At 72.8% G+C, this 23,453-nt stretch carries 19 protein-coding genes; 15 read left to right on the top strand and 4 right to left on the bottom strand.

Features of this window, described 5'->3' with window-relative positions:
• Positions 1 to 156 precede the first annotated feature (156 nt).
• From ACIOGZ_RS27690 to ACIOGZ_RS27675, 4 genes are all read right to left on the bottom strand, one after another.
• Positions 157 to 2,610, bottom strand: coding sequence for a DUF3488 and transglutaminase-like domain-containing protein (locus ACIOGZ_RS27690; RefSeq protein WP_363582936.1), 2,454 nt, complete (start codon positions 2,608 to 2,610; stop codon positions 157 to 159).
• On the bottom strand, positions 2,607 to 3,929 hold the full coding sequence (locus ACIOGZ_RS27685; protein ID WP_363582934.1) for a DUF58 domain-containing protein: 1,323 nt from the start codon (positions 3,927 to 3,929) through the stop codon (positions 2,607 to 2,609). The genes ACIOGZ_RS27690 and ACIOGZ_RS27685 overlap by 4 nt, the downstream gene beginning before the upstream one ends.
• Position 3,930: 1 nt before the next feature.
• Positions 3,931 to 4,875, bottom strand: coding sequence for a MoxR family ATPase (locus ACIOGZ_RS27680; protein ID WP_363583028.1), 945 nt, complete (start codon positions 4,873 to 4,875; stop codon positions 3,931 to 3,933).
• A gap of 373 nt (positions 4,876 to 5,248) precedes the next feature.
• Positions 5,249 to 5,791 carry a carbonic anhydrase gene (locus ACIOGZ_RS27675; RefSeq protein WP_063347243.1) on the bottom strand — a complete coding sequence of 181 codons (543 nt, stop codon included), beginning with the start codon at positions 5,789 to 5,791 and terminating at the stop codon, positions 5,249 to 5,251.
• Between the two features lie 563 nt (positions 5,792 to 6,354).
• Here ACIOGZ_RS27675 and rsmH point away from each other — a divergent pair.
• The 15 genes from rsmH (at position 6,355) to ACIOGZ_RS27600 (ending at position 23,452) form a co-directional block, all read left to right on the top strand.
• Positions 6,355 to 7,329, top strand: a complete 975-nt coding sequence (gene rsmH, locus ACIOGZ_RS27670) for a 16S rRNA (cytosine(1402)-N(4))-methyltransferase RsmH (protein WP_363582932.1) — start codon at positions 6,355 to 6,357, stop codon at positions 7,327 to 7,329.
• Between the two features lie 133 nt (positions 7,330 to 7,462).
• Positions 7,463 to 7,957, top strand: coding sequence for a hypothetical protein (locus ACIOGZ_RS27665; RefSeq protein ID WP_363582930.1), 495 nt, complete (start codon positions 7,463 to 7,465; stop codon positions 7,955 to 7,957).
• On the top strand, positions 7,954 to 10,128 hold the full coding sequence (locus tag ACIOGZ_RS27660) for a penicillin-binding protein 2 (RefSeq protein ID WP_363582928.1): 2,175 nt from the start codon (positions 7,954 to 7,956) through the stop codon (positions 10,126 to 10,128). Before ACIOGZ_RS27665 ends, ACIOGZ_RS27660 begins: the two co-directional genes overlap by 4 nt.
• 6 nt (positions 10,129 to 10,134) lie before the next feature.
• A complete protein-coding gene (locus ACIOGZ_RS27655; protein ID WP_079135533.1) occupies positions 10,135 to 11,787 on the top strand; it encodes a UDP-N-acetylmuramoyl-L-alanyl-D-glutamate--2,6-diaminopimelate ligase in 1,653 nt (550 codons plus the stop codon).
• Entirely contained in the window at positions 11,784 to 13,187 is a 1,404-nt protein-coding gene (murF, locus tag ACIOGZ_RS27650; RefSeq protein WP_400987816.1) for a UDP-N-acetylmuramoyl-tripeptide--D-alanyl-D-alanine ligase, read from the top strand. Before ACIOGZ_RS27655 ends, murF begins: the two co-directional genes overlap by 4 nt.
• Entirely contained in the window at positions 13,187 to 14,248 is a 1,062-nt protein-coding gene (gene mraY, locus ACIOGZ_RS27645; RefSeq protein ID WP_350884360.1) for a phospho-N-acetylmuramoyl-pentapeptide-transferase, read from the top strand. The genes murF and mraY overlap by 1 nt, the downstream gene beginning before the upstream one ends.
• Positions 14,245 to 15,732, top strand: a complete 1,488-nt coding sequence (gene murD, locus ACIOGZ_RS27640; RefSeq protein ID WP_363628777.1) for a UDP-N-acetylmuramoyl-L-alanine--D-glutamate ligase — start codon at positions 14,245 to 14,247, stop codon at positions 15,730 to 15,732. The genes mraY and murD overlap by 4 nt, the downstream gene beginning before the upstream one ends.
• 131 nt (positions 15,733 to 15,863) lie before the next feature.
• Positions 15,864 to 17,171, top strand: a complete 1,308-nt coding sequence (gene ftsW / locus ACIOGZ_RS27635; protein WP_371516659.1) for a putative lipid II flippase FtsW — start codon at positions 15,864 to 15,866, stop codon at positions 17,169 to 17,171.
• Between the two features lie 6 nt (positions 17,172 to 17,177).
• Positions 17,178 to 18,284, top strand: coding sequence for an undecaprenyldiphospho-muramoylpentapeptide beta-N-acetylglucosaminyltransferase (murG, locus tag ACIOGZ_RS27630; RefSeq protein ID WP_063347235.1), 1,107 nt, complete (start codon positions 17,178 to 17,180; stop codon positions 18,282 to 18,284).
• Positions 18,277 to 19,053 (top strand): FtsQ-type POTRA domain-containing protein, encoded by a 777-nt coding sequence (locus tag ACIOGZ_RS27625; protein WP_363582922.1) that lies wholly within the window; start codon positions 18,277 to 18,279, stop codon positions 19,051 to 19,053. Before murG ends, ACIOGZ_RS27625 begins: the two co-directional genes overlap by 8 nt.
• 363 nt (positions 19,054 to 19,416) lie before the next feature.
• Positions 19,417 to 20,631: a cell division protein FtsZ gene (gene ftsZ, locus ACIOGZ_RS27620; RefSeq protein ID WP_363582920.1), complete on the top strand. Its 1,215-nt coding sequence runs from the start codon at positions 19,417 to 19,419 to the stop codon at positions 20,629 to 20,631.
• Complete coding sequence (gene pgeF, locus ACIOGZ_RS27615) at positions 20,628 to 21,359, top strand: peptidoglycan editing factor PgeF (RefSeq protein WP_400987814.1); 732 nt, start codon at positions 20,628 to 20,630, stop codon at positions 21,357 to 21,359. The genes ftsZ and pgeF overlap by 4 nt, the downstream gene beginning before the upstream one ends.
• A complete protein-coding gene (locus tag ACIOGZ_RS27610) occupies positions 21,359 to 22,165 on the top strand; it encodes a YggS family pyridoxal phosphate-dependent enzyme (RefSeq protein ID WP_079135532.1) in 807 nt (268 codons plus the stop codon). The genes pgeF and ACIOGZ_RS27610 overlap by 1 nt, the downstream gene beginning before the upstream one ends.
• Before the next feature lie 303 nt (positions 22,166 to 22,468).
• Positions 22,469 to 23,071, top strand: coding sequence for a cell division protein SepF (locus tag ACIOGZ_RS27605; RefSeq protein WP_031071810.1), 603 nt, complete (start codon positions 22,469 to 22,471; stop codon positions 23,069 to 23,071).
• A gap of 99 nt (positions 23,072 to 23,170) precedes the next feature.
• Positions 23,171 to 23,452: a YggT family protein gene (locus tag ACIOGZ_RS27600; protein ID WP_063347232.1), complete on the top strand. Its 282-nt coding sequence runs from the start codon at positions 23,171 to 23,173 to the stop codon at positions 23,450 to 23,452.
• Position 23,453 lies beyond the last annotated feature (1 nt).

The following is a 23,453-nucleotide window of genomic DNA, read 5'->3' as shown; positions in this document are numbered from 1 at the left end:
GCGCGGCCGCCCCGCGCCGGCCGCCGGCTCCGGCGCCGCCCCCCCCCCCCCCGCGGGGCCCCCCCCCCGCGGCCCCCCCCCCGGGGGGGCCCGCCCCCCCCCGCCCCCCCCCGGCGTTCCCGCGTCCGCGCGACGGCCCGTTCGCCCGGGCCCCGCTCAGGACTCCCTGGAGGCCTGCTCGGACTCCGGCTTGCGCTTGCGCCGGGAGACCACCCGCCGCACCGGGCCGGTGACCGCGGCGGACACCCGGCCGACGCTGGTGCCGACCGCCTCCCGGGCCGCCCGCAGGGCGTCCGAGATCCGCCACCACAGCTGGGCCGAGGACGGCGGCAGCAGCACCGCCCTGGTCCGCCCGGCCCGGCCGGCGGTGGCCCGCAGGCCCTGCCGGGCGGTCCGGACGTCCGCCGACAGCGGGGCGGTGGTGACCTGGCCGGCCGGGGCGTAGAGCACCCGTTCGGTGGCCAGCGCCAGCCGCCCGGCGGCCGCCGCCGAGTCCGCGTCCAGCTCGGCCTTCTCGGTGATCCGCCGGGCGGCCGAGCGCGGGGTGCGTGACTCGTCCGGGGGAATTCCGAGGTCCCAGGCGGAGTCGATCAGTTCGTCCCAGGCGGCCAGCACCTGGGCGTCGGTGAGCTCGGCCGGGCCGCCGCCGGGGCCGCGCCGGCCGCCGGGGCCGAGCCGGCGCCGGCGCAGCGCCGACCGCCAGAGCATCGGCACCAGCAGCAGCGCGATCACCAGCACCACCACGGCGGCGCTGCCCAGGACCTGCCCGGACAGCAGCCAGGAGTCCTCGGCGGCGCTGCTGACGGCCTTGCTCCTGCCGCCGCACTCACCCAGCTGGCGCTGCTTCGCGTCGCAGTCCTTGCTGTCGGTCGGCGCCGCGACCGGCGCCGAGCTCTGCGCGGAGGCGGTCGGCTGCTGGGTCGGCGCGGTGGTCGGGGTGGTGGACTGCTCGGTGTAGCGGGGCTGGACGCCGCGGCTCGGGGTGGGCTCGAAGCGCAGCCAGCCGTAGCCCGAGAAGTACAGCTCGGGCCAGGCGTGGTACATCCGGCCGGTCACCGAGTAGACGTTGCCGCCCTTGGCGTCGCCGGGGGTGAAGCCGACGGCCACCCGGGACGGGATCTTCAGGGTGCGGGCCATCGCCGCCATGGTGGAGGCGAAGTGGACGCAGAAGCCCTTGCGGTCGCGCAGGAAGACCGCGATCGCGTTGCTGCCGGTGCCGCCGTTGACCGCGGTGTCGTACTGGAACTGCGGGCCGGTGAACCAGCTCACCAGCGCCATCGCCCGGTCGTAGTCGTTCGTCGCCTTGGCGGTGACCTCGTGGGCCTGCTGCGCGACGACCGGCGGGAGGTCCTGGGGGAGGCCGGTGTAGTGGTCCCGGATGTCCTGCGGCGCGGTCGACGCGGTGCGCAGCTCGTTCGCGGTGGGCCGCACGTCCAGCGCGCTGACGTGGTAGCGCAGGCTGCGGATCGCCCGGTCGTTGGTCGGCAGGACGGTGCGGGTGAGCGGGTCGAGCTTCCAGTCGGACCGGTTGGGGACCTGGACGGAGGCGGCCGGGTAGGGCATCGGCAGCCAGCTCTTCTCCAGCCGGTCGCTGATCTGGAAGTCGCCCTCGATCCGGGGGAGGTTGGCGTCCCGCAGGCCCTCGGGGGCGGGGAAGGAGGACGGGAGGTCGTTGACCGTGGTGCTGCCGAGCCGCCAGTTGGTGCCGTCGAACTGGTCCAGCGCCCCGGTGCGCAGGTAGATCTGGTCGGCGATCTCGCTGTCCAGGGTGTAGCTGAGCAGTTCGTTGTTGGTGGGCTTGGTGACCGCCGACTCCAGGCTGACCAGCGGGTCGAGGCTGGTGGCCGACCCGATGGAGCTCTTGCCCGAGGACCCGCCGGAGTCGGGGCTCAGCAGGCCGGAGTCCCAGTGCGGCAGGACGACCGGCAGCAGCAGCGCCGCGACCAGCGCGAGGACGCCGACCTGCTGGCCGCCCGGGCTGACCCGGCCGGAGCTCGTCCCGTCGCGCGAGCCGCCGTGGAAGACCCGGCCCCAGCGGGAGACCCGGTCCTGCCCCTCGGCGAACAGCAGCACCAGGTAGCCGGCCGACGCCAGGGCGAACCAGAGCCAGCTGCCGTGGTCCCCGGAGAGCCCGTTGCCGACCGAGTACAGCGCCAGCAGCGGCAGCCCGGCCAGCGCCGAGCGCCGGTACGTCACGGCGACGGTGTCCACCACGACGGCGACCAGGCCGACCGAGGTGACCAGGATCAGCCGCAGGCCGGGGTTGGGCGGCGCCGGGATGGCGTACACCTGGATGTCGTCCAGGCCGGAGTTGATGACGTGGTCGAGGGCGCGCAGCGAGGACGGCCCGGGCACCACGCCGCCCAGCAGCGAGCCGGAGCCGGCGAAGCCGATCAGGATCAGCAGGAACAGCACCAGCAGTTGGCCGACGGGCACCGTCCAGCGGTACAGCGGGGCCCGCCGCAGGCCCGCGCCGACCGCCGCGATCACCGCGATCACCAGGAAGGCGTGGGTGATCCAGCTCCTGGTGGTGAGCAGCGGGGTCAGGCAGAGCGACGCGAGGGCGGTGGCCAGCGCCGAGTAGACGGTCAGTTTGGCCCGGGTGGTCACGCGCCGGCCTCTTCTCGGTAGGGGGAGGTCGTCTTGGCGCCGTCGGCGGCCTGCCAGAGGTCCGGGACGGAGTCCCCGGAGCTGACCGGCAGGACGGTCCAGCCGGCCTCGCGCAGCTGCCGGACCCGGTTGCGGAACTCGTCGCCGCCGGTGTCGGGGGCGAGCATCCGCAGGCCCGCCCAGGTGCCGGTGTCGAGGAGGAACGCGACGGCCCCGCCGGTGCGGCTGCGCAGCCGGGCCAGCCGGGCGGTCTGCGCCTCGTCGAGTTCGCCGAGTACGGCGACCAGCAGCCCCTCGCCGCCGGCGCGCAGCGGCTCCTCTGCGCGGGAGAGGCCGGCGCCGTCGGACAGGTCGGCCACCGCGAGCGCGTCCAGGATCAGCCCGGAGGCGTCGGCCGCGGTGTTGCCGCCGCCGGCGCCGGGGCCGGGCACCCACTGGCCGGTGTCGGTGAGCAGCTGGGTCTGGTAGCCGCGCTCCAGCAGGTGCACGGCGACCGAGGCGGCGCAGCTCACGGCCCACTCGAAGGAGGAGGCGGGGCCGATGCCGCGGTGGCCGATCTCCCGGGTGTCCAGCAGGACGGTCGCGCGGGCCCGCTGCGGCTGCTCCTCGCGGCGCACCATCAGTTCGCCGTACCGGGCGGTGGACTTCCAGTGCACCCGGCGCAGGTCGTCGCCGGGCCGGTACTCGCGCAGGATCACGTCGTCGTCGCCGGCCAGCGCCAGGGTGCGGGCACGGCTCTCGCCCTGGCCGCCCCACTCGCCGCTCAGCCGCACGTGCGGCAGGGCCTGGACCTGGGGGACGACGGTGAGGACGTCGGAGGCGGAGAAGGAACGGTTCACCTCGCACATCCCGAACGGGTCGGACAGCCGCAGCTGGAGCGGCCCGAGCGGGTAGCGGCCGCGCAGGTCGGAGCGGACCCGGTAGGAGACCTCGCGGTGGCCGCGCGGCTCGACCCGGTCCAGCACGAAGCGCGGGCGCGGCCCGAGCACGTACGGGACCTTGTCCTCCAGGAGCAGCAGCCCGGTGGGCACCCGGGAGACGTTGTCGACCCGCAGGTGGACCCGGGCCTCCTGGCCGGCCACCGCGCGACGCGGGCTCAGCCGGCGGCCGCTGGCCACCCGGTAGCGGGTGTTGGCGACCACCAGCGCGGCGGCCAGCGGCAGCGCGGCGAGCAGCACGCCGACGCGCAGCAGCGCGTCCTGGTCGAGCAGGTAGGCGCAGCCGACCGCGGTGACGCCGGCGGCGAGGAAGGAGCGCCCCCGGGTGGTGAGGCCGCGCAGCCCGGTCCGCAGACCTGACGTCGGGTCGGACGGGGCCACCTCAGCCCCTCCGGACGGCCGGGCCGCCCTGCGGGCGCGGCAGCGGCAGCCGGGCGACCAGGTCGGTCACGATCTGCTCGGCGGTGCGGCGGCTGAGCTGGGTCTCGGCGGTCGGCATCAGGCGGTGCGCGAGGACGGGCACGGCCAGGCGCTGGATGTCGTCCGGGGTGACGTAGTCGCGCCCGTCGAGCGCGGCGGCGGCGCGGGCGGCCCGGACCAGGTGCAGGGTGGCGCGCGGCGAGGCGCCCAGACGCAGCTCGTGGCTGGTTCGGGTGGCGCCGACCAGGTCGACGGCGTAGCGGCGGACCGGGTCGGCGATGTGCACGCTGCGCACCAGGTCGACCAGCTTGAGGATGTCGGCGGCGTGCGCCACCGGCTGGAGGTCCTCCAGGGGGCTGGCGCCGGAGTGCACGTCGAGCATCGCGAACTCGGCCTCGGGGCTGGGGTAGCCGATCGAGATCCGGGCCATGAAACGGTCCCGCTGGGCCTCCGGCAGGGGGTAGGTGCCCTCCATCTCGACCGGGTTCTGGGTGGCCACGACCATGAACGGCGAGGGTAGCTCGTAGCTGGTGCCGTCGATGGTGACCTGGCGTTCCTCCATCGACTCCAGCAGCGCGGACTGGGTCTTGGGCGAGGCGCGGTTGATCTCGTCGCCGACCACGATCTGCGCGAAGATCGCGCCCGGGCGGAACTCGAAGTCGCGCTGGTGCTGGTCGTAGATGTTGGTGCCGGTGACGTCCGAGGGCAGCAGGTCGGGCGTGAACTGGATGCGGCGGACGGTGCAGTCGACCGAGCGGGCGAGCGCCTTGGCCAGCATGGTCTTGCCGACGCCGGGCACGTCCTCCAGCAGCAGGTGGCCCTCGGCGAGCAGGACGGTCAGTGCGACCCGGACGGCCTCCGGCTTGCCCTCGATCACGCTCTCGATGTTGGCGCGGATCCGGTCCACGACCGCGGCGAGCTCGGGAAGTCCGGCCCGGTGGTACCCGTCCGTCCCCTGGCCGCCCCCCGCAGGACTGCCGAGACCGGCCTGATCGCTGTAGCTCGTCACCCGTATACGCTCCCTGGCACCCTGTGCCCGCCTCACCCCGAGGCCGGACCCCACCCCATGCTTGACGCGGCCTTCCCGGGGGCGGTTCCGTCGGGAATCCGGTGCCGGGGTAGCGGCCTGCGGCCTGGCCGCCCCAGGTGGTTCGGGGTCTGACCGGCAGGCGCATTCTCCCCTGACCGGTGACCAGAAGTCACCCTCGGGACGGCCCCGGATGCCCGGACGCCGTTGGCCGGGCGGTGCGCGGTGCGGGGCGGTGGTGCGGGTACGGGGTTCAGTGGATTTCGCGCAGGAGCCCGGTGTGGACGTCGAAGACGAAGCCGCGGACGTCGTCGGTGTGCAGCAGGAAGGGCGAGGTGCGGACCCGCTGCATGGACTGGCGGACGTCGCCGTCGAGGTCGACGAAGGCCTCCACCGCCCACTGCGGGCGCTGGCCGACCTCCAGCTCCAGCTCGCGGCGGAAGTCCTCGGTCAGCCCGAGCAGGCCGCAGCCGGTGTGGTGGATCAGCGCGACCGAGCGGGTGCCGAGGGCGCGCTGACTGATGGTGAGGGAGCGGATGGTGTCGTCGGTGACGACGCCGCCCGCGTTGCGGATGACGTGGGCGTCGCCCAGTTCGAGGCCGAGCGCCGCGAACAGGTCGAGGCGGGCGTCCATGCACGCCACCACGGCGATCTTCTGGACCGGGCGGGCGTCCATGCCGCCGTCCCGGAAGGTCACGGCGTACTCGCGGTTGTCCGTGACGAAGCGGTCGATGATGGCGGGTCGCGGGGAGTCGGCAGCGTCGGTCGGCGTCGGCCGGTCGGGGGTCACTGTCATGGTGGCGACGTTAGTGCGATTCGGGCGTCCGCGGTGGGGAGGAGAGCTACAGATCGGGCCGCTGTGATCGAGCGCATAGCCACAACAGGCGGACCGTTCCACGCGTTCGGGAGGGTTTGTCCGGGCTGGTCCCGGAGCGCCCGCGGGGCGGGTGCGCGGGTGGGGCGCGCGGCCGCTCCCGCGGGCCCCCGGCCGGCACCTCCGCGGGGCCACTCCCATGGCTGCGACCTGCGGTGATCCGTACCGCCGCCCGGGTGGTGCGCCGGAGCGGACCATTGACTGGCGGGGCCCGCGCGATAGAGTTTGCGGCGCAGTGGAGCACACCCGCCGGATCCCGTCAACCGGGCTTTTCCGGCCTGGGTGGCCCGGTTGATGCGGCCCGTGGCCTCCACCCGCTCCGTGCCCACCTGGCGCACCTTCCCCGGCGCCGGGCGGTCACGATCTTCCCCCTGGAGCGGGCGGGGACCACGGGCCGCGTCGTCGCGTCGTGCAGTGGTGGGCGAGAATGGTCGGAGCTCCCGGTCGTCGGGCTGCTCCGCACCTGAGGAAGGGCGCCACCGCGCATGACCACCAACGATCCGGGCCCCAAGCACGTTCCGGTCATGCTGCAGCGGTGCATGGACGCCCTGGCTCCGGCGATCTCGCGCCCCGGGGCGGTGGTGGTGGACGCCACCCTCGGCCTCGGCGGGCACAGCGAGGCGCTGCTCACCCAGTTCCCCGAGGTGCGGCTGGTCGCGGTGGACCGCGACCCGCAGGCGCTGAAGCTCTCCGGCGAGCGGCTGGCGCCCTTCGGAGACCGGGCCACCCTGGTGCACGCCGTCTACGACGAGATCCCCGAGGTGCTGGAGCGCCTGGACATCGACCGGGTGGACGGCGTCCTGTTCGACCTCGGCGTCTCCTCGATGCAGCTGGACGAGGCCGATCGCGGTTTCGCGTACGCGCAGGACGCGCCGCTGGACATGCGGATGGACCAGACCCGGGGGATCAGCGCGGCGGAGGTGTTGAACACCTACAGCCACGGTGCCCTGGCCCGGATCCTCAAGGTCTACGGCGAGGAGCGGTTCGCCGGGAAGATCGCCTCGGTGATCCTCCGGGAGCGGGAGAAGGAACCGTTCACCAACAGCGCGCGTCTGGTCGAGTTGGTGCGGAACGCCATTCCGGCGGCGACCCGCCGGACCGGCGGGAACCCGGCCAAGCGGACGTTCCAGGCGCTGCGGATCGAGGTCAACGGCGAGCTGGAGGTCCTGGACCGGGCGATTCCCGGTGCGCTGGAGGCCCTGGCGATCGGCGGTCGGATGGTCGTGATGTCCTACCAGTCGCTGGAAGACCGGCTGGTGAAGCAGTACTTCGCCGCCGGGTCGACCAACACCGCGCCGCCGGGGCTGCCGTTCATCCCGGAGGAGCACCAGCCCTGGCTCAAGCTGATCACCCGTGGTGCCGAGCTGGCCACGGAGGAGGAGATCGAGGAGAACCGGCGCGCCGCGCCCGTACGGCTGCGGGTGGCGGAGAGGATCAGGGACCGTAGCAAGCGGGGCTGAAACGTTGGCCCCGGCGGGGTCCGAAGGGCGGAGGAGAGCAGTGGGGCCGGTGGCCGGTGGGGTCCGGGCGGGGCGGGGATCGTTCCCCGGACAGGGCAGGGCGCGGATCACGGTCCGGCCGGGGCGGCGTCCGGTGCGGGGCCGCACGCCGTTCGCGGTGCTCGTGGTGGTGCTGCTCGCGGCGGGGCTGCTCGGGCTGCTGGCGCTGAACACGGCGCTCAACGAGGGCTCCTTCGAACTGTCCCGGCTGCAGAAGCAGACCACCGTGGCGACCGACGAGAAGCAGGGCCTCCAGCACCAGATCGACCAGAGCTCGGCGCCGGACGCGTTGGCGCGGCGGGCCGCCGAGCTGGGCATGGTCCCGGCCGGCGGGATGGCCTTCCTGGACGTCCCGAACGGCGGCAAGGTGATCGGCACGCCCGGACCGGCGCAGGACAGCCCGCCGGTCAAGCGCTCGACGGTCGACCCGTGGCCGATGAAGCAGCCGGCGCCGAGCGCCCCGGCGGGTGCGCCCCCGGCGAGCGCCCCCCCGGGCGCGCCGAGCCCGGCGGCGACGGCCGGTGACTCCGTGGTCCAGATCAACCCGGCCTCCCCGGCCGCGCCGTCGACCGGAGGTGCGGGCCGATGAGCACGCCACGTCAGCCGTCCGGAGGCTCCGGCAACGGCCGCCGCCAGCCGCCCAAGGGCGCCGCGCCCCGCGCGGCCGCGCCGCGCGGCCAGTCCGCCGGCAAGGCCCAGCCCGCGAAGGGACAACCCGTCAAGGGACAGTCCGCGAAGGGGCAGCCGGCCAAGGGCCAGCCCGCCAAGGCCGCCGCCGCCCGTACGCCCCGGGCACCGCAGCAGCGCCGCCCCGAGGGCCGCCCGCCGGCCCGGAGCCAGGCCGCCGTCCGGCCGCGCCGCCCGCTGCGCCCCAAGGCGCTCCGGCTGGCCGAGCCCAAGCGCCGCCTGCGGGTGATCACCGTGGTGATGTCGCTGGTGTTCTCGGTGTTCGCGGGCCGCCTGGTACAGCTCCAGCTGCTGGACTCCGACGCGCTGGCCGCCGACGCCAACACCAACCGCTACCTGAACATCCCGATCACCGCCGAGCGCGGCTCGATAACGTCCTCCGACGGGGTGGCGCTGGCCGCCACCGTCGACGCGTACGACATCACCGCCGACCCGGCGATGTTCACCCCGGCGGCGACCGGCATCCCGGACGCCCCGGAGCAGGCGGCCGCCCTGCTGGCGCCGATCCTCGGCGTGCCCAAGGACAAGATCGCCGCCGACCTGCACACCCCCAAGACCCGCTACAAGCGGCTCGCCGCCCAGCAGACCCCGGCCACCAAGAGCCAGATCAGCGACCTCAAGGCGGGCCTGGAGAAGCAGGCCGGCTCGCGGACCTGCCAGGCCCAGAAGCGGCTGCTGACCAAGGCCGCCGACCAGGGCGGACGCACCCGGGTCGACAACGAGTGCGCCAACCCGCTGGCCGGGGTGTTCAACCGGGAGACCCAGAAGCGGATCTACCCCGCCGACGGCCTGGCCGCCAACCTGGTCGGCTTCGTCAACGGTGAGGGCGAGGGCGCCGGCGGCCTGGAGCTCCAGTACCAGAAGCAGCTGGCCGGCAAGGACGGGCACAGCAGCTACGCCCAGGCGGGCGGCCGGCTGGTGCCCACCGCCGGGGGCTCGATGGACCCGGCCGTGCCCGGCACCGACGTGAAGCTGACCATCAACCGGGACATCCAGTGGGCCGCCCAGCGGGCGCTCACCGACCAGGTCGCCAACTCCGGGGCGGAGAAGGGCTACGTCGTCGTCCAGGACGTGAAGACCGGTCAGGTCCTGGCGATGGCCACCGCGCCCGGCTTCAACCCGAACGACCTGAGCACCGCCAAGCAGTCCCAGATGGGCAACGCCGCGCTGGTCGACGCGTACGAGCCGGGCAGCACCGCCAAGCTGATGAGCCTGGCCGCCGTCCTGGACACCGGCAAGGCCAACTGGGACACCAAGGTCACCGTGCCCAACCGGCTGGTCCGGGCCGGCCAGCAGTTCAAGGACGACGTTGAGCACGGCGACTGGTACCTGACCCTGGCCGGGGTGCTGGCCAAGTCCTCCAACATCGGCACCATCGAGGCGGTCGAGACCCTCGGCGCCGACCAGTCGGAGGTCAACAAGACGCTGGACGGCTACATGCGCAAGTTCGGCGTGGGCCAGCCGACCGGTCTGAACTTCCCCGGCGAGACCCCTGGGATGCTCAAGAAGCCGGGGGACCTGGTCGCCTCGGAGAAGTACAACATCGCCTTCGGCCAGGGCCCGCTGCAGATGAACGCGCTGCAGGCCACCTCGGTGTACTCGACCATCGCCAACGGCGGCGTCCGGGTCGCGCCCAGCATCGTCCAGGGCACCACCAGCCCGGACGGCAAGTACACCGCGACCCCGCCGGGCGAGCAGACCCAGGTGGTCAGCGAACAGACCGCCAAGACCCTCACCTCGATGCTGGAGTCGGTCGTCGACGACGAGCAGGGCACCGGCGGCAAGGCCGCCATCCCCGGCTACCGGGTCGCCGGCAAGACCGGCACCGCCAACCGGGGGGCCGCCAACGGCAAGGGCTACGACGGCTACACCGCCTCCTTCATCGGCTTCGCCCCCGCCGACGCCCCCCGGTACACCGTCTCCTGCACCCTCCAGGGGCCGGTCAACGGCCACTTCGGCGGCCAGCTGTGCGGACCGGTGTTCAAGCAGGTGATGGAGTTCACCCTGAAGACCATGCAGGTCCCGCCCAGCGGCAGCCAGGCGCCCAACCTGCCCGTCGAGTGGAAGCCGTGAGCGAGTATGAGCAACGAGCGGGTCGGGCCGGACGGCGGCGCGGCGAAGGGCCGGTTTGGCCCTGGACACCCTTCGGCGGATAGCCTTCCCGCCGTGCCGAAACCCGATCAAATCACCGTGAGTCCGCCCCGCCCGGCCGGGACCGCCGCCCTGCCGCTCGCCGAACTGGCCCGCCAGCTGGGCCTCGATCCCGTCGAGGGGGGCCTCGTCAGCGGCGTCACCCACGACTCCCGGGCGGTGCGCCCCGGCGACGTGTACGTGGCCTTCCCCGGCGCCAACCACCACGGCGCGGCCTTCGCGGCCCAGGCCGCGGCGGCGGGCGCGGCGGCGCTGCTCACCGACCCGGCCGGCGCCGAGCTGGCGGCCGGCACCGGCCTGCCGCTGCTGGTCGTCGACCGGCCGCGGGCCCGGATGGGCGAGCTCGCGGCAGCCGTCTACGGCCGCCCCTCCGAGCGGCTGCTGATGATCGGGCTGACCGGCACCAACGGCAAGACCACCACGTCCTACCTGGTCGAGGGCGGCCTGCTCGGCGCCGGGCGCGCCCCCGGGGTGATCGGCACCGTCGAGATGCGGGTCGGCGACGAGCGGATCAAGAGCGAGCGCACCACCCCCGAGGCCACCGACCTGCACGCGATCCTCGGCGTGATGGCCGAGCGCGGCGCGGACGCGGTGACCATGGAGGTCTCCAGCCACGCGCTGGTCTACGGCCGCACCGACGGGGTGACGTACGACGTCTCCCTGTTCAACAACCTCACCCCCGAGCACCTCGACTTCCACCCGGACATGGAGGACTACTTCCAGGCGAAGGCCCGGCTCTTCCAGCCCGGCAAGTCCCGCCACGGCGTGGTCAACGTGGACGACGAGTACGGCCGCCGGCTGGCCGCCGAGGCCAAGATCCCGGTGACCACCTTCTCCGCCACCGGCGCCGTCGAGGCCGACTGGCGGGCCGTGGACGTCCAGCTCGGCCCGGTCGGCTCCACCTTCCGGGTGCTCGGCCCGGACGGCGCCGAGGCCGACGCGGCCGTGCCGCTGCCCGGCCCGTTCAACGTGGCCAACGCGCTCGCCGCGATCACCCTGCTGGTCGCCGCCGGCCTGCCGCTGGAGCGGGCCGTGGCCGGCGTCGCCGCGGTGCCCGGCGTGCCGGGCCGGCTGGAGCGGGTGGACGCCGGGCAGGCGTTCGTCGCCGTGGTCGACTACGCGCACAAGCCGGACGCCCTCCAGGCCGTCCTCGGCTCGCTGCGCGAGGTCACCAAGGGCCGGCTGCACGTCGTCGTCGGCTGCGGCGGAGACCGGGACCCGCACAAGCGCGGCCCGATGGGCGCCATCGCCGCCCGGCTCGCCGACACCGCCCTGCTGACCAGCGACAACCCGCGCAGCGAAGACCCGCTGGCGATCCTCGCCAGCATGCTGACCGGCGCCGCCGCGGTGCCCGAGGCCGAGCGCGGGACCGTCCTGGTCGTCCCCGACCGGGCCGAGGCGATCCGGATCGCCGTCGCCCGCGCCCACGCCGGGGACACCGTGCTGGTGGCCGGCAAGGGCCACGAACTTGGCCAGTACGTACGAGACGAGATCCGCCCCTTCGACGACCGGGAGGTGCTGCGCGAATCCATCACGCAGACCACGGCCGCCCGGGGCGACCGAGGAGTAGAGCAGCAGTGATCGCACTGACCCTCGCCGAGGTGGCCGCCGCAGTCGGGGGCACCCTGGACGGCGCCGACCCCGGCGCCCTGGTGACCGGCCCGGTCGAGGTCGACTCGCGGAAGGTGCGCCCCGGCGGCCTGTTCGCGGCCTTCGTCGGCGAGCGCGTGGACGGCCACGACTACGCGGACGTCGCGGTCGGGGCCGGCGCCGTCGCGGTGCTGGCCGACCGCCCGGTCGGCGTGCCCGCCGTCCTGGTCGACAGTGTGGTGGACGCGCTCGGCAAGCTGGCCCGGGCCGTGGTCGCCCGCGCCGAGGGCACCGCCGTCGTCGCGCTGACCGGCTCGGCCGGCAAGACCAGCACCAAGGACCTGATCGCCCAGCTGCTGCAGCGCCTCGGCGACACGGTCTACCCGCCCGGCTCGCTCAACAACGAGATCGGCCACCCGATGACCGCGCTGCGGGTCGAGCCCGGCACCCGGCACCTGGTCATGGAGATGGGCGCCCGGCACAAGGGCGACATCGAGTACCTCACCTCGATCACGCCGCCCCGGATCGGAGTGGTGCTGAACGTCGGCACCGCGCACGTCGGCGAGTTCGGCTCGCAGGAGGCGATCGCCGAGGCCAAGGGCGAACTCGTCGAGGCGCTGCCCGCCGACGGCGCCGCGATCCTCAACGCGGACGACCGGCTGGTGCGCGCGATGGCCGGCCGTACCAGGGCGAAGGTGGTCCTGTTCGGGGAATCCCCGGATGCCCACGTCCGGGCGACGAACGTTCGGCTGGACGCCGCCGGACGGCCATCCTTCAGGCTCACCACCCCGGCCGGTTCCGCGCCCGTGCAGCTGCGCCTGTACGGTGAGCACCACGTCTCGAACGCCCTCGCCGCCGCTGCGGTGGCGGTGGAGCTCGGGATGTCCGTCGACGACACCGCGACCGCCCTGGGCGAAGCGGGTGCGCTGTCCCGCTGGCGCATGGAGGTCGTCGACCGGGCCGATGGTGTCACCGTCGTCAACGACGCCTACAACGCGAACCCCGACTCGATGCGGGCCGCGTTGCGGGCGCTGGTCTCGATGGGGGGACGCGGCCCGGAGCGCCGCCGCACCTGGGCGGTGCTCGGCGAGATGCGGGAGCTCGGCGAGGAGAGCCTGGCCGAGCACGACGCCATCGGGCGGCTCGCCGTCCGACTGGACGTCACCAAGCTGGTGGCGGTCGGTGGACGCGAGGCGGCCTGCATGGAACTCGGCGCGAGGAACGAAGGTTCGTGGGGTGAGGAGTCGGTGCTGGTGTCCGACGCGGACGCGGCGGTCGAGCTGCTGCGCAGTCAACTTCGGCCGGGGGATGTGGTCCTGGTGAAGGCGTCCCGTTCGGTGGGGCTGGAGAAGGTGGCCGAGGCCCTCCTCTCGGACGGTGTGGCCGCGTAATGAAGCAGATCCTCTTCTCCGGCATGATCGGCCTGATCCTGTCGCTGGTCGGTACCCCCGCCCTGATCAAGCTGCTCGCCCGGCAGGGCTACGGCCAGTACATCCGCGACGACGGGCCGAAGGCGCACCACAGCAAGAAGGGCACGCCCACCATGGGCGGCATCGCCTTCATCCTGGCGACCCTGATCGCCTACTTCGGGACCAAGGCGATAACGGGCGAGAGCCCGACGGCCTCCGGCCTGCTGGTGCTCTTCCTGACGACCGGTCTGGGCCTGGTCGGCTTCCTGGACGACTACATCAAGGTGGTCAAGCGCCGCTCGCTCGGTCTGCGGGCCAAGGCGAAGCTGGCCGGCCAGTCCATCGTCGGCCTGGCCTTCGCCGTGCTGGCGCTGCAGTTCCAGGACGACCGCGGGCTCACCCCGGCGTCCCAGCACCTGTCCTTCGTCCGGGACTACGGCTGGTCGATCGGCCCCGTGCTGTTCGTCATCTTCGCCTACTTCATGATCGCCGCGACCTCCAACGGCGTGAACCTGACGGACGGTCTGGACGGCCTCGCCACCGGTGCCTCGGTGATGGCCTTCGGCGCCTACACCTTCATCGGCGTCTGGGAGTACGGGCAGAGCTGCGCCTACTCCGTCACCGCGACCGTCAGCTGCTACGACGTCCGCGACCCGCTGGACCTCGCGGTGGTCGCCGCCGCCCTGATGGGCTCCTGCTTCGGCTTCCTCTGGTGGAACACCTCGCCCGCCAAGATCTTCATGGGCGACACCGGCTCGCTCGCCCTCGGCGGCGCCCTGGCCGGTCTGGCGATCTGCTCGCGCACCGAGCTGCTGCTGATCCTGCTCGGCGGCCTCTTCATGATCATCACCCTGTCGGTGATCATCCAGGTCGGCTCGTTCCGGATGACCGGCAAGCGCGTCTTCAAGATGGCGCCACTGCAGCACCACTTCGAACTCAAGGGCTGGAGCGAAGTCCTGGTCGTGGTCCGGTTCTGGATCATCCAGGGACTCTGCGTGGCCGTCGGCCTCGGCCTCTTCTACGCGGGATACCGGACCGGATGACGAACCCTGACTTTGCGAACCTGCCCGTCGTCGTCGCCGGGCTCGGCGTCTCCGGCATCAGCGCCGCGCGCGTCCTGCACGGCCTCGGCGCCCACGTCACCGTGGTGGACGGCGGCAGCGGCGCGGGCCTGACCGCCCGGGCCGCCGAGCTGGAGGCGCTCGGCGTCACCGTCCGCCTCGGCGACGGCGACAGCCTGCCCGAGGGCACCCGGCTGGTCGTCACCTCGCCCGGCTGGGCGCCCGACCGTCCGCTGTTCGCCGCCGCCGCGGCGGCCGGCATCGAGGTCTGGGGCGACGTCGAACTCGCCTGGCGCCTGCGCCGGCCGCTGCCCGCCACCGGCGAGCCCGCCCCCTGGCTGGCCGTCACCGGCACCAACGGCAAGACCACCACCGTCCAGATGCTCGCCTCGATCCTCACCGCCGCCGGGAAGCGCACCGCCGCCGTCGGCAACGTCGGGGTGTCGGTCCTGGACGCGGTCCTCGCCGAGGAGCCGTACGACGTGCTCGCCGTCGAGCTCTCCAGCTACCAGCTGCACTGGGCGCCCTCGCTGCGCCCGCACTCGGCGGTCGTGCTCAACCTGGCCCCCGACCACCTCGACTGGCACGGCTCGATGGAGGCGTACGCCGCCGACAAGGGCCGGATCTACCAGGGCAACACCGTCGCCTGCGTGTACAACCTGGCCGACCCGGCCACCGAGGCGCTGGTCCGCGAGGCCGACGTCGAGGAGGGCTGCCGGGCGATCGGCTTCGGCCTCGGCGCGCCCGCCCTGTCGAACCTCGGGGTGGTGGACGGGCTGCTGGTGGACCGCGCGTTCGTGGCCGACCGGGCCAAGAACGCGGCCGAGCTGGGCACCGTCGAGGACGTCAGCCCACCCGTCGCCCACCACCACCCTTCCGAGGAGGGCGCTGCGCGCCGTCCTGCCGCCCCGCACAACATCGCCAACGCGCTCGCCGCGGCGGCGCTGGCCCGGGCGTACGGCGTCGAGCCGAAGGCCGTCCGCGAGGGCCTGCGGGCCTTCCGCCCGGACGCCCACCGGATCGCCGAGGTCGGCGTGGTCGGCGAGGTCACCTACGTCGACGACTCCAAGGCCACCAACACCCACGCCGCCGCCGCCTCGCTGGCCGCCTTCCGGCCGGTCGTCTGGATCGCCGGCGGCCTGGCCAAGGGCGCGACCTTCGACGACCTGGTCCAGGGCGCGGCCGGGCGGCTGCGCGCCGCCGTGCTGATCGGCGAGGACCGCGCGCTGATCCGGGAGGCGCTGGAGCGACACGCTCCGGATGTCCCGGTGATCGAGGCGGCCGAGGGCCAGACTGGCGCGGTGGCGATGGCGGAGGTCGTCCGGACGGCCGCCTCGCTCGCCCGGCCGGGTGACACGGTGCTGCTGGCACCGGCCTGCGCCTCGATGGACATGTTCACCAACTACGGCGAGCGCGGCGACCTCTTCGCCGCCGCGGTCCGGCAGCTGGCGGACCGCGGGGAGTGAGCCGAAGGGCCGTACCGGGCCGGATCGGCCCGGCGGCGGGTGAGCCGTGAAGAGAGAGTGAGCGGGGAGTGGCTGGGCAGGGCAGGGCGGGTTCCGGAGCACCGGAGCGGGAGGCCGCCGAGCCGTGGCGCGTGATCTCGGCCACCACGACCAAGTACAAGTCGGCCGGACCGCTGGCCCGGGTACGGGCCTTCCGGTACCGGGTGCGGTACTGGCTGGACCGGCCGCTCACGCCCTACCTGCTCGTCATCGGCACGACGCTGCTGCTGGTGGTGCTCGGCCTGATGATGGTCTTCTCGGCCTCGCAGATCCTCGCCCTGGGCCAGCACCACTCGGCGCAGTACTACTTCCTCAAGCAGCTGATCGCGGCCATCCTCGGCCTGGTCCTGCTGATCGGCTTCGCCTCCGTGCCGCTGGCGGTGCTGCGGGTGATCGTCTACCCGGTGATGTTCGGGGTGATCGGCGCGCTCGCGCTGGTCGCCGTACCCGGCATCGGGGTGCGGATCAACGGCAACCAGAACTGGCTGGACTTCGGCTTCTTCCAGTTCCAGCCCTCGGAGTTCGCCAAGCTCGCGCTGGTGCTCTGGGGCGCCGACCTGCTCGCCCGCAAGCAGAAGGCCGGCACCCTCACCACCTGGAAGCACCTGCTCGTCCCGCTGGTGCCGGGCGCCCTGCTGCTGCTCGCGCTGATCATGCTCGGCGGCGACATGGGCACCTCGATGATCCTGGTGGCGATGCTGTTCGCGCTGCTCTGGATGGTCGGCGCGCCGCTGCGGCTGTTCGTGGCCACCGTCGGGGTGGCCGTGGTCGTCTGCACCGCGCTGGTGATCACCGTCCCGCACCGGGCGGAGCGCCTGGGCTGCATCGGCGTCACCAAGCCCGACCCGGACGGGGCCTGCTTCCAGGCGCTGCACGGCGTGTACTCGTTCGCGCTCGGCGGAGGCTTCGGCACCGGTCTCGGTGCCGGCGTGGAGAAATGGGGCCAGCTGCCCGAGGCGCACACCGACTTCATCTTCGCCGCGACCGGCGAGGAACTGGGCCTGGTGGGGACGCTGTCGGTGATCGGTCTCTTCGCGGCACTAGGCTACGCGGGTATCCGTGTGGCCATCGGTACGAAGGACCCCTTCGTCAGGTACGCCGCGGGAGCCGCCACCACCTGGATCATGGCGCAGGCCATGATCAACCTGGGGTCGGCGCTGGGACTGCTGCCCATCGCGGGCGTCCCGCTCCCGCTGTTCTCCTACGGCGGTTCCGCCATGCTGTCGGCCATGTCCGCGATCGGTGTGCTGCTGTGCCTGGCGCGCAGCACCTCGGGCGCGAAGGCGGCGCTGGCCGCCCGGAGCAAGAACTCCCGGATCAGGAGACGACTGGCCCGGGTGCTGCCACGACGACGAACCACAGCGCGCCCGGCCCCGGGGCCGGCACGCAGGGAGCGGTGAATTTCGGTGCATGTCGTACTCGCCGGCGGGGGGACCGCCGGTCACATCGAGCCGGCGCTGGCCCTCGCGGACGCCCTCCGCAGGCACGACCCGTCCATCGGGATCACCGCCCTGGGAACCGAACGCGGACTGGAGACCCGGCTGGTGCCGGAACGCGGCTACCAGCTGGAGCTGATTCCGGCCGTCCCGCTGCCCCGCAAGCCCACCCCCGAGCTGATCACCGTCCCCGGCCGGCTGCGCGGCACCGTCCGGGCCGCCCAGGAGATCATCGAGCGGGTCAACGCGGACGCCGTGGTCGGCTTCGGCGGCTACGTCGCGATGCCCGCCTACCTGGCCGCCAAGCGGGCCGGCGTGCCGATCGTGGTGCACGAGGCGAACGCCCGTCCGGGCCTGGCCAACAAGATCGGCGCCCGCTACACGGACTTCGTCGCGGTCTCCACGCCGGACAGCAAGCTGCGTGACTCCCGGTACATCGGCATCCCGCTGCGCCGGACCATCGCCACCCTGGACCGGGGCGCCGCCAGGCCGGAGGCCCGGCACTACTTCGGCCTCGACCAGCGGCTGCCCACCCTGCTGGTCTCCGGCGGCTCCCAGGGCGCGCGCCGGCTCAACGAGGTGGTCACCGCGATCGCCCCGCGGCTCCAGCAGTACGGCGTGCAGATCCTGCACGCCGTCGGCCCGAAGAACGAGCTGCCGCAGGTCGAGGACATCCCCGGGATGCCGCCGTACCGCGCGGTGCCGTACGTCGACCGGATGGACCTCGCCTACGCGGCGGCGGACCTGATGCTCTGCCGGGCCGGCGCCATGACCGTCGCCGAGCTGGCCGCCGTCGGGCTGCCCGCCGCGTTCGTCCCGCTGCCGATCGGCAACGGCGAGCAGCGGCTGAACGCCCAGCCGATGGTCAAGGCCGGCGGCGGCCTGCTGGTGGACGACGCCGAGCTGACCCCGGAGTGGGTGCTGCAGAACGTGCTGCCGGTGCTCACCGACCCGCAGCGGCTGTGGGACATGAGCCGGGCCGCCGCCGAGTTCGGCCGCCGGGACGCCGACGACCTGCTGGTCGGCATGGTCTACGAGGCGATCCAGGCCTCCCGCGGCGGTCGCCGCCGTGGCTGACGGCCGGCTCGCCGACCCGCTGGAGGAAGAGCTGGAGGCCGAGGAGTCCGCTCCTCGGCTCCGGCTCTCCCGGCGGGGCATCGTGGTGCTGAGCGTGCTCGGCGCCGCGGTGCTGGGCGTGCTGGCCTGGGTGGTGTTCTTCTCCTCGGTGCTGGACGTGCGCGAGGTCGCGGTCCAGGGGCCGAAGGACGAGAAGCTGACGGCGGACCAGGTCCGCGAGGCGATCGGCGGGATCGGTGACGGCCCGCTGGCCAGAGTGGACCTGGACGCCGTCCAGCGCCGGGTGGAGGCGATCCCCCGGGTGGCGAAGGCCGAGGTGTGGCGGGGCTGGCCGCACACCCTGCGGGTGAAGGTCGTCCAGCGCACGGCGGTGGCCGCCGTCAAGGGGGAGGACGGTCAGTTCACCCAGGTGGACGCCGCCGGCGTGAGCTTCGCCACCGAGGCGGCCCCGCCGGAGGGGGTGCCGGTGGTGGAACTGCGGCTCAGTCAGCAGGCCAAGGACGCGGACGGGGTGATCTCCCGTTCGCAGCTGGTTCAGGGCGCGGTGTCGGTGGCCGCCGGACTGCCGCCCGAGGTGGCGAAGCGGGCCGGAGCGGTGCTGGTGCACTCGTACGACGATATTCAGCTGCAGCTCAGCGGGGGTGCGACGGTGCGCTGGGGGAGCCCGGAGCAGACCGACCGCAAGGCCCGGACGCTGGTCGCGTTGATGGCTCAGAAGGGCTCGAACTTCGACGTGAGTGCGCCGGAGGCGCCGGCGGTGTCGGGATGATCCGGTAGGTTCTGTGCCTGAGGGAGGGGTTGACGCTGTGAAGTGTCGGCCCGACCCTTGGTGGTCACCCCGGTTTCATGTGCCGGCCGATGATCACATAGGCTCAAAAGAAAAGGGGAAGCTCGGCGTGTTCGTTGAAACACGTGCCTGGAGCCACCTAGTGTCCTGTGTCACCAGACTGTGCCCCCTGGTGATGTGACGGAGGCACAGGACTAACCCTAAAGGTCAAGTTTAGGGTTGGGGTCGGCGGTCGGCATTTCGGACATTCAGTCGGAAACCAGGCTCCCTACCCATCGACATCCGTCGGTACGATCCCCCGTCGGGTCGGGCCGACCCGGAAATTCGAGGCGAGAGGCCTTCGACGTGGCAGCACCGCAGAACTACCTCGCAGTCATCAAGGTCGTCGGAATCGGCGGCGGTGGTGTCAACGCCATCAACCGGATGATCGAGGTCGGTCTCAAGGGCGTCGAGTTCATCGCGATCAACACCGATGCGCAGGCCCTCCTGATGAGCGACGCCGACGTCAAGCTCGATGTGGGCCGTGAACTCACCCGGGGCCTCGGCGCCGGCGCCAACCCCGAGGTCGGCCGCAAGGCCGCCGAGGACCACCGCGAGGAGATCGAGGAGGTCCTCAAGGGGGCCGACATGGTCTTCGTCACCGCGGGTGAGGGTGGTGGCACGGGCACGGGCGGTGCGCCCGTGGTCGCCAACATCGCCCGTTCGCTCGGCGCCCTGACCATCGGCGTGGTCACCCGCCCCTTCACCTTCGAGGGCCGCCGCCGCGCCAACCAGGCCGAGGACGGCATCGCGAGCCTGCGCGAAGAGGTCGACACCCTCATCGTGATCCCCAACGACCGGCTGCTGTCCATCTCGGACCGCCAGGTCAGCGTGCTCGACGCGTTCCGCTCGGCCGACCAGGTCCTGCTCTCCGGTGTCCAGGGCATCACCGACCTGATCACCACCCCCGGCCTGATCAACCTCGACTTCGCCGACGTCAAGTCCGTCATGTCGGAGGCCGGTTCGGCGCTCATGGGCATCGGTTCGGCCCGCGGCGAGGACCGTGCCAAGGCGGCCGCCGTGATGGCGATCTCCTCGCCGCTGCTGGAGGCCTCGATCGACGGCGCCCGCGGCGTGCTGCTCTCCATCTCGGGCGGCTCCGACCTCGGCCTGTTCGAGATCAACGAGTCGGCCCAGCTGGTCAGCGAGGCCGCGCACCCCGAGGCCAACATCATCTTCGGCGCGGTCATCGACGACGCGCTCGGCGACGAGGTCCGGGTCACCGTCATCGCGGCCGGCTTCGACGGCGGGCAGCCGCCGGCGATCGTCCGCGACCCGGTGGTCAAGGCCACCCCCGCCGCGTCGGCCACGCCGCCGGCCGCCCCGGAGCGCCCGGCCACCCGGCCGTCCTACGGGAGCATCGGCTCGGTGACGTCGCGTTCGGAGGGGGAGACCCACGCCGCGCCGCGCGCCACCGAGACCGTGACCACCGCCCCGGTGCCGCCGCAGGTGCAGCCGGTCCGGCAGCCGTTCGTCGAGAGCCCGGCGGAGGAGCTCGACGTCCCGGATTTCCTTAAGTGATCGATCACGCCGTACGCGCGGGTGCTCACTTCGCCTTCACCGACAGGTGGGGCGGGGTGAGCACTTCGCCGTACGGGGAGCTCAACCTCGGCGGGGCGGTGGGGGACGACCCGGAGACCGTCCGGGAGAACCGGGCGATCGCCGCCGGCGAGCTCGGGCTCGACCCGGCCGACGTGGTCTGGATGAACCAGGTGCACGGCGCGCGGGTCGCCGTGGTGACGCAGCGCCAGTCGCCGGGGGACGCCCCCACGGTGGACGCGGTGGTCACCGACCGGCCGCTCGCGCTCGCCGTCCTGACCGCCGACTGCACTCCGGTGCTGCTGGCCGACCCGGTGGCGGGTGTGGTGGGCGCGGCCCACGCGGGCCGGCCCGGGCTGGCGGCCGGGGTGGTGCCCGCGGTCCTGCGGGCGATGGTCGAACTGGGGGCCGAGCCCGGCCGGATCGCCGCGGCCACCGGCCCGTCGGTCTGCGGCCGGTGCTACGAGGTGCCGGCCGGCCTGCGGGCGGAGGTCGCCGCGGTGGTGCCCGCCGCGTTCGCCGAGACCTCCTGGGGAACACCGGCGCTGGACGTGGCCGAGGGGGTCGCGGCCCAGCTGGCCGCCGCCGGGGTCACCGGGTTGGTGCGGTCACCGGTCTGCACCCTCGAATCCGCGGATCACTACTCCTATCGCCGCGAGCAGCGCACCGGCCGGCTCGCGAGCTACGTCTGGTTGGGCTCTGATCATTGATGACGAACGACATCTACGGACCGTTCCCGGGGAGTCGCGGCGGCCTTCCCGACCAGAGCTGGCTGGAGACCCTGACGGAGGGGCAGCGGGCCCGGTACGAGGAGCTGGGGACCAACCTCGACGTGGTCGAGCGGAGGATCGCCGACGCCTGTGCGGCTGCCGGACGGCCGCGCGACGAGGTCACCCTGGTCGTCGTCACCAAGACCTACCCCGCCGAGGACACCGCGCTGTTGGCCGGACTGGGTGTGACGGATGTCGCGGAGAACCGCGACCAGGACGCCGCACCCAAGGCAGAGCAGTGCAGAAACCTTCCTCTTGACTGGCACTTCGTCGGACAGCTGCAGACCAACAAGGTCCGCTCGGTCGTCCGGTACGCGAACCACGTGCACTCGGTGGACCGGCTGCGGCTGGTCGGGTCGCTCTCCGCGGCGGTGCTCAAGTCCGAGCGCCCGGAGCTGGGTTGCCTGGTGCAGGTGGCCCTGGACAAGGAGCACGGCGAGGGGGCCCACCGGGCCGGCGTCGCCCCGGAGGACGTCGCGGAACTCACGGACGCGATTGCCGACACGCCCGGACTGCGGCTGGACGGTGTGATGACCGTCGCTCCGTTGGCCGGTCCGCTCGCCGGAGACCCGCTCCGTGCCTTCGAGCGGCTGACGGAAATCGCAACCGCAGTACGCACGACCCATCCTGCTGCCACCATGGTCTCCGCGGGAATGAGCGGTGACCTTGAGCAGGCGATTGCCGCCGGGGCGACACATGTGCGCGTCGGAACGGCGGTACTCGGAGTGAGGTCACCCCTCAGGTAACGTCACCGGGTAGTAGATCAGACTGCAGGACAAAATAGGACAGAATCTAGCAGCTCCTCGGAGCGCTAGCGAACCGTGGATCGCAGCTCCGCGGCCCCCACCCCACGAACTCTGACCGGCCGTCGGCCTGACGGGCCGTCGTGGGTGGACCGCGGAATCCGCAGGCAGGGCCGCACGGCCTGGCCGCCGGGACGGAGTCGGTCCGCACGGAGCGAGCAGAGCGAGCGACCATCGGAAGGTGCGCGTTTCGCGAAGCCGCCACCGAGCGCCAGCGAGGTGGCTATGAGCGGAGGAGACAGGAGCATGGCCGGCGCAATGCGCAAGATGGCGGTCTACCTCGGCCTCGTGGAGGACGAGACGTACGACGGTCAGGGGTACGACCCTGACGACGACTACGACGCGGACCCCGAGCCGATTCGAACGGGACAGCGGACCGAGGACATCCCCCGGCCGGCCGCCGCGCCCGCCCCGGTCTCCTCGATCACTCCGCAGCCGGTCCCGGCCGCGGTGCCGATCCGGCAGGAGACCCCGAGGATGGCCCCAGTGTCGTCCATCACACCCGAACGCCGCCACAACCTGGAGAAGAGCGCCCCGGTGATCATGCCCAAGGTAGTGAACGAACGAGAGCCCTACCGCATCACCACGCTGCACCCGCGGACCTACAACGAGGCCCGTACCATCGGGGAACAGTTCCGTGGCGGGACCCCCGTGATCATGAATCTGACCGAGATGGACGACACCGACGCGAAGCGACTCGTAGACTTCGCCGCTGGACTCGTCTTCGGTCTGCACGGCAGTATCGAGCGCGTGACACAGAAGGTGTTCCTGCTGTCGCCTGCTAACGTCGATGTCACGGCGGAGGACAAGGCTCGGATCGCCGAGGGTGGGTTCTTCAACCAGAGCTGACCCGGCCACGACTTTACGTGTGGATCTGATCAACAGTGGATTAGCGACAGGTGACGAGCGGCAGGCCCAAGGGCCCGGAACCGGGGAGAGGGAAACGCGATGGACATCGTGTGGGCGGTGCTCTACTACGCCCTGACCGTCTTCCTGGTGTTCCTGCTCGTGCGACTGGTCATGGACTGGGTCTTCCAGTTCGCGCGTTCGTGGCGGCCCGGCAAGGCCATGGTCCTGGTCCTGGAGGCCACGTACACTGTCACGGATCCGCCGCTCAAGCTTCTTCGGCGGTTCATTCCGCCGTTGCGTTTCGGGGGCGTGGCGCTCGACCTGTCCTTCTTCGTACTGATGATCATTGTGTATGTCCTGATCTCGCTTGTGCGGCCCTAGT

The organism is Kitasatospora sp. NPDC088160, assembly GCF_044741445.1.
In the GTDB taxonomy this organism is placed as follows: Bacteria; Actinomycetota; Actinomycetes; order Streptomycetales; family Streptomycetaceae; genus Kitasatospora.
Note: the sequence above shows the minus strand (reverse complement) of the source record. Positions and strands in the feature narration are given on the sequence as shown.

What these genes read in the sequence shown, in the direction of transcription:
- ACIOGZ_RS27675 (WP_063347243.1), bottom strand. Translation starts at nt 5,791, where the DNA reads ATGACAGTGACCCCCGACCGGCCGACGCCGACCGACGCTGCCGACTCC.
- rsmH (WP_363582932.1), top strand. Translation starts at nt 6,355, where the DNA reads ATGACCACCAACGATCCGGGCCCCAAGCACGTTCCGGTCATGCTGCAG.
- ACIOGZ_RS27660 (WP_363582928.1), top strand. Translation starts at nt 7,954, where the DNA reads ATGAGCACGCCACGTCAGCCGTCCGGAGGCTCCGGCAACGGCCGCCGC.
- ACIOGZ_RS27655 (WP_079135533.1), top strand. Translation starts at nt 10,135, where the DNA reads ATGAGCAACGAGCGGGTCGGGCCGGACGGCGGCGCGGCGAAGGGCCGG.
- mraY (WP_350884360.1), top strand. Translation starts at nt 13,187, where the DNA reads ATGAAGCAGATCCTCTTCTCCGGCATGATCGGCCTGATCCTGTCGCTG.
- murD (WP_363628777.1), top strand. Translation starts at nt 14,245, where the DNA reads ATGACGAACCCTGACTTTGCGAACCTGCCCGTCGTCGTCGCCGGGCTC.
- ACIOGZ_RS27610 (WP_079135532.1), top strand. Translation starts at nt 21,359, where the DNA reads ATGACGAACGACATCTACGGACCGTTCCCGGGGAGTCGCGGCGGCCTT.
- ACIOGZ_RS27605 (WP_031071810.1), top strand. Translation starts at nt 22,469, where the DNA reads ATGGCCGGCGCAATGCGCAAGATGGCGGTCTACCTCGGCCTCGTGGAG.
- ACIOGZ_RS27600 (WP_063347232.1), top strand. Translation starts at nt 23,171, where the DNA reads ATGGACATCGTGTGGGCGGTGCTCTACTACGCCCTGACCGTCTTCCTG.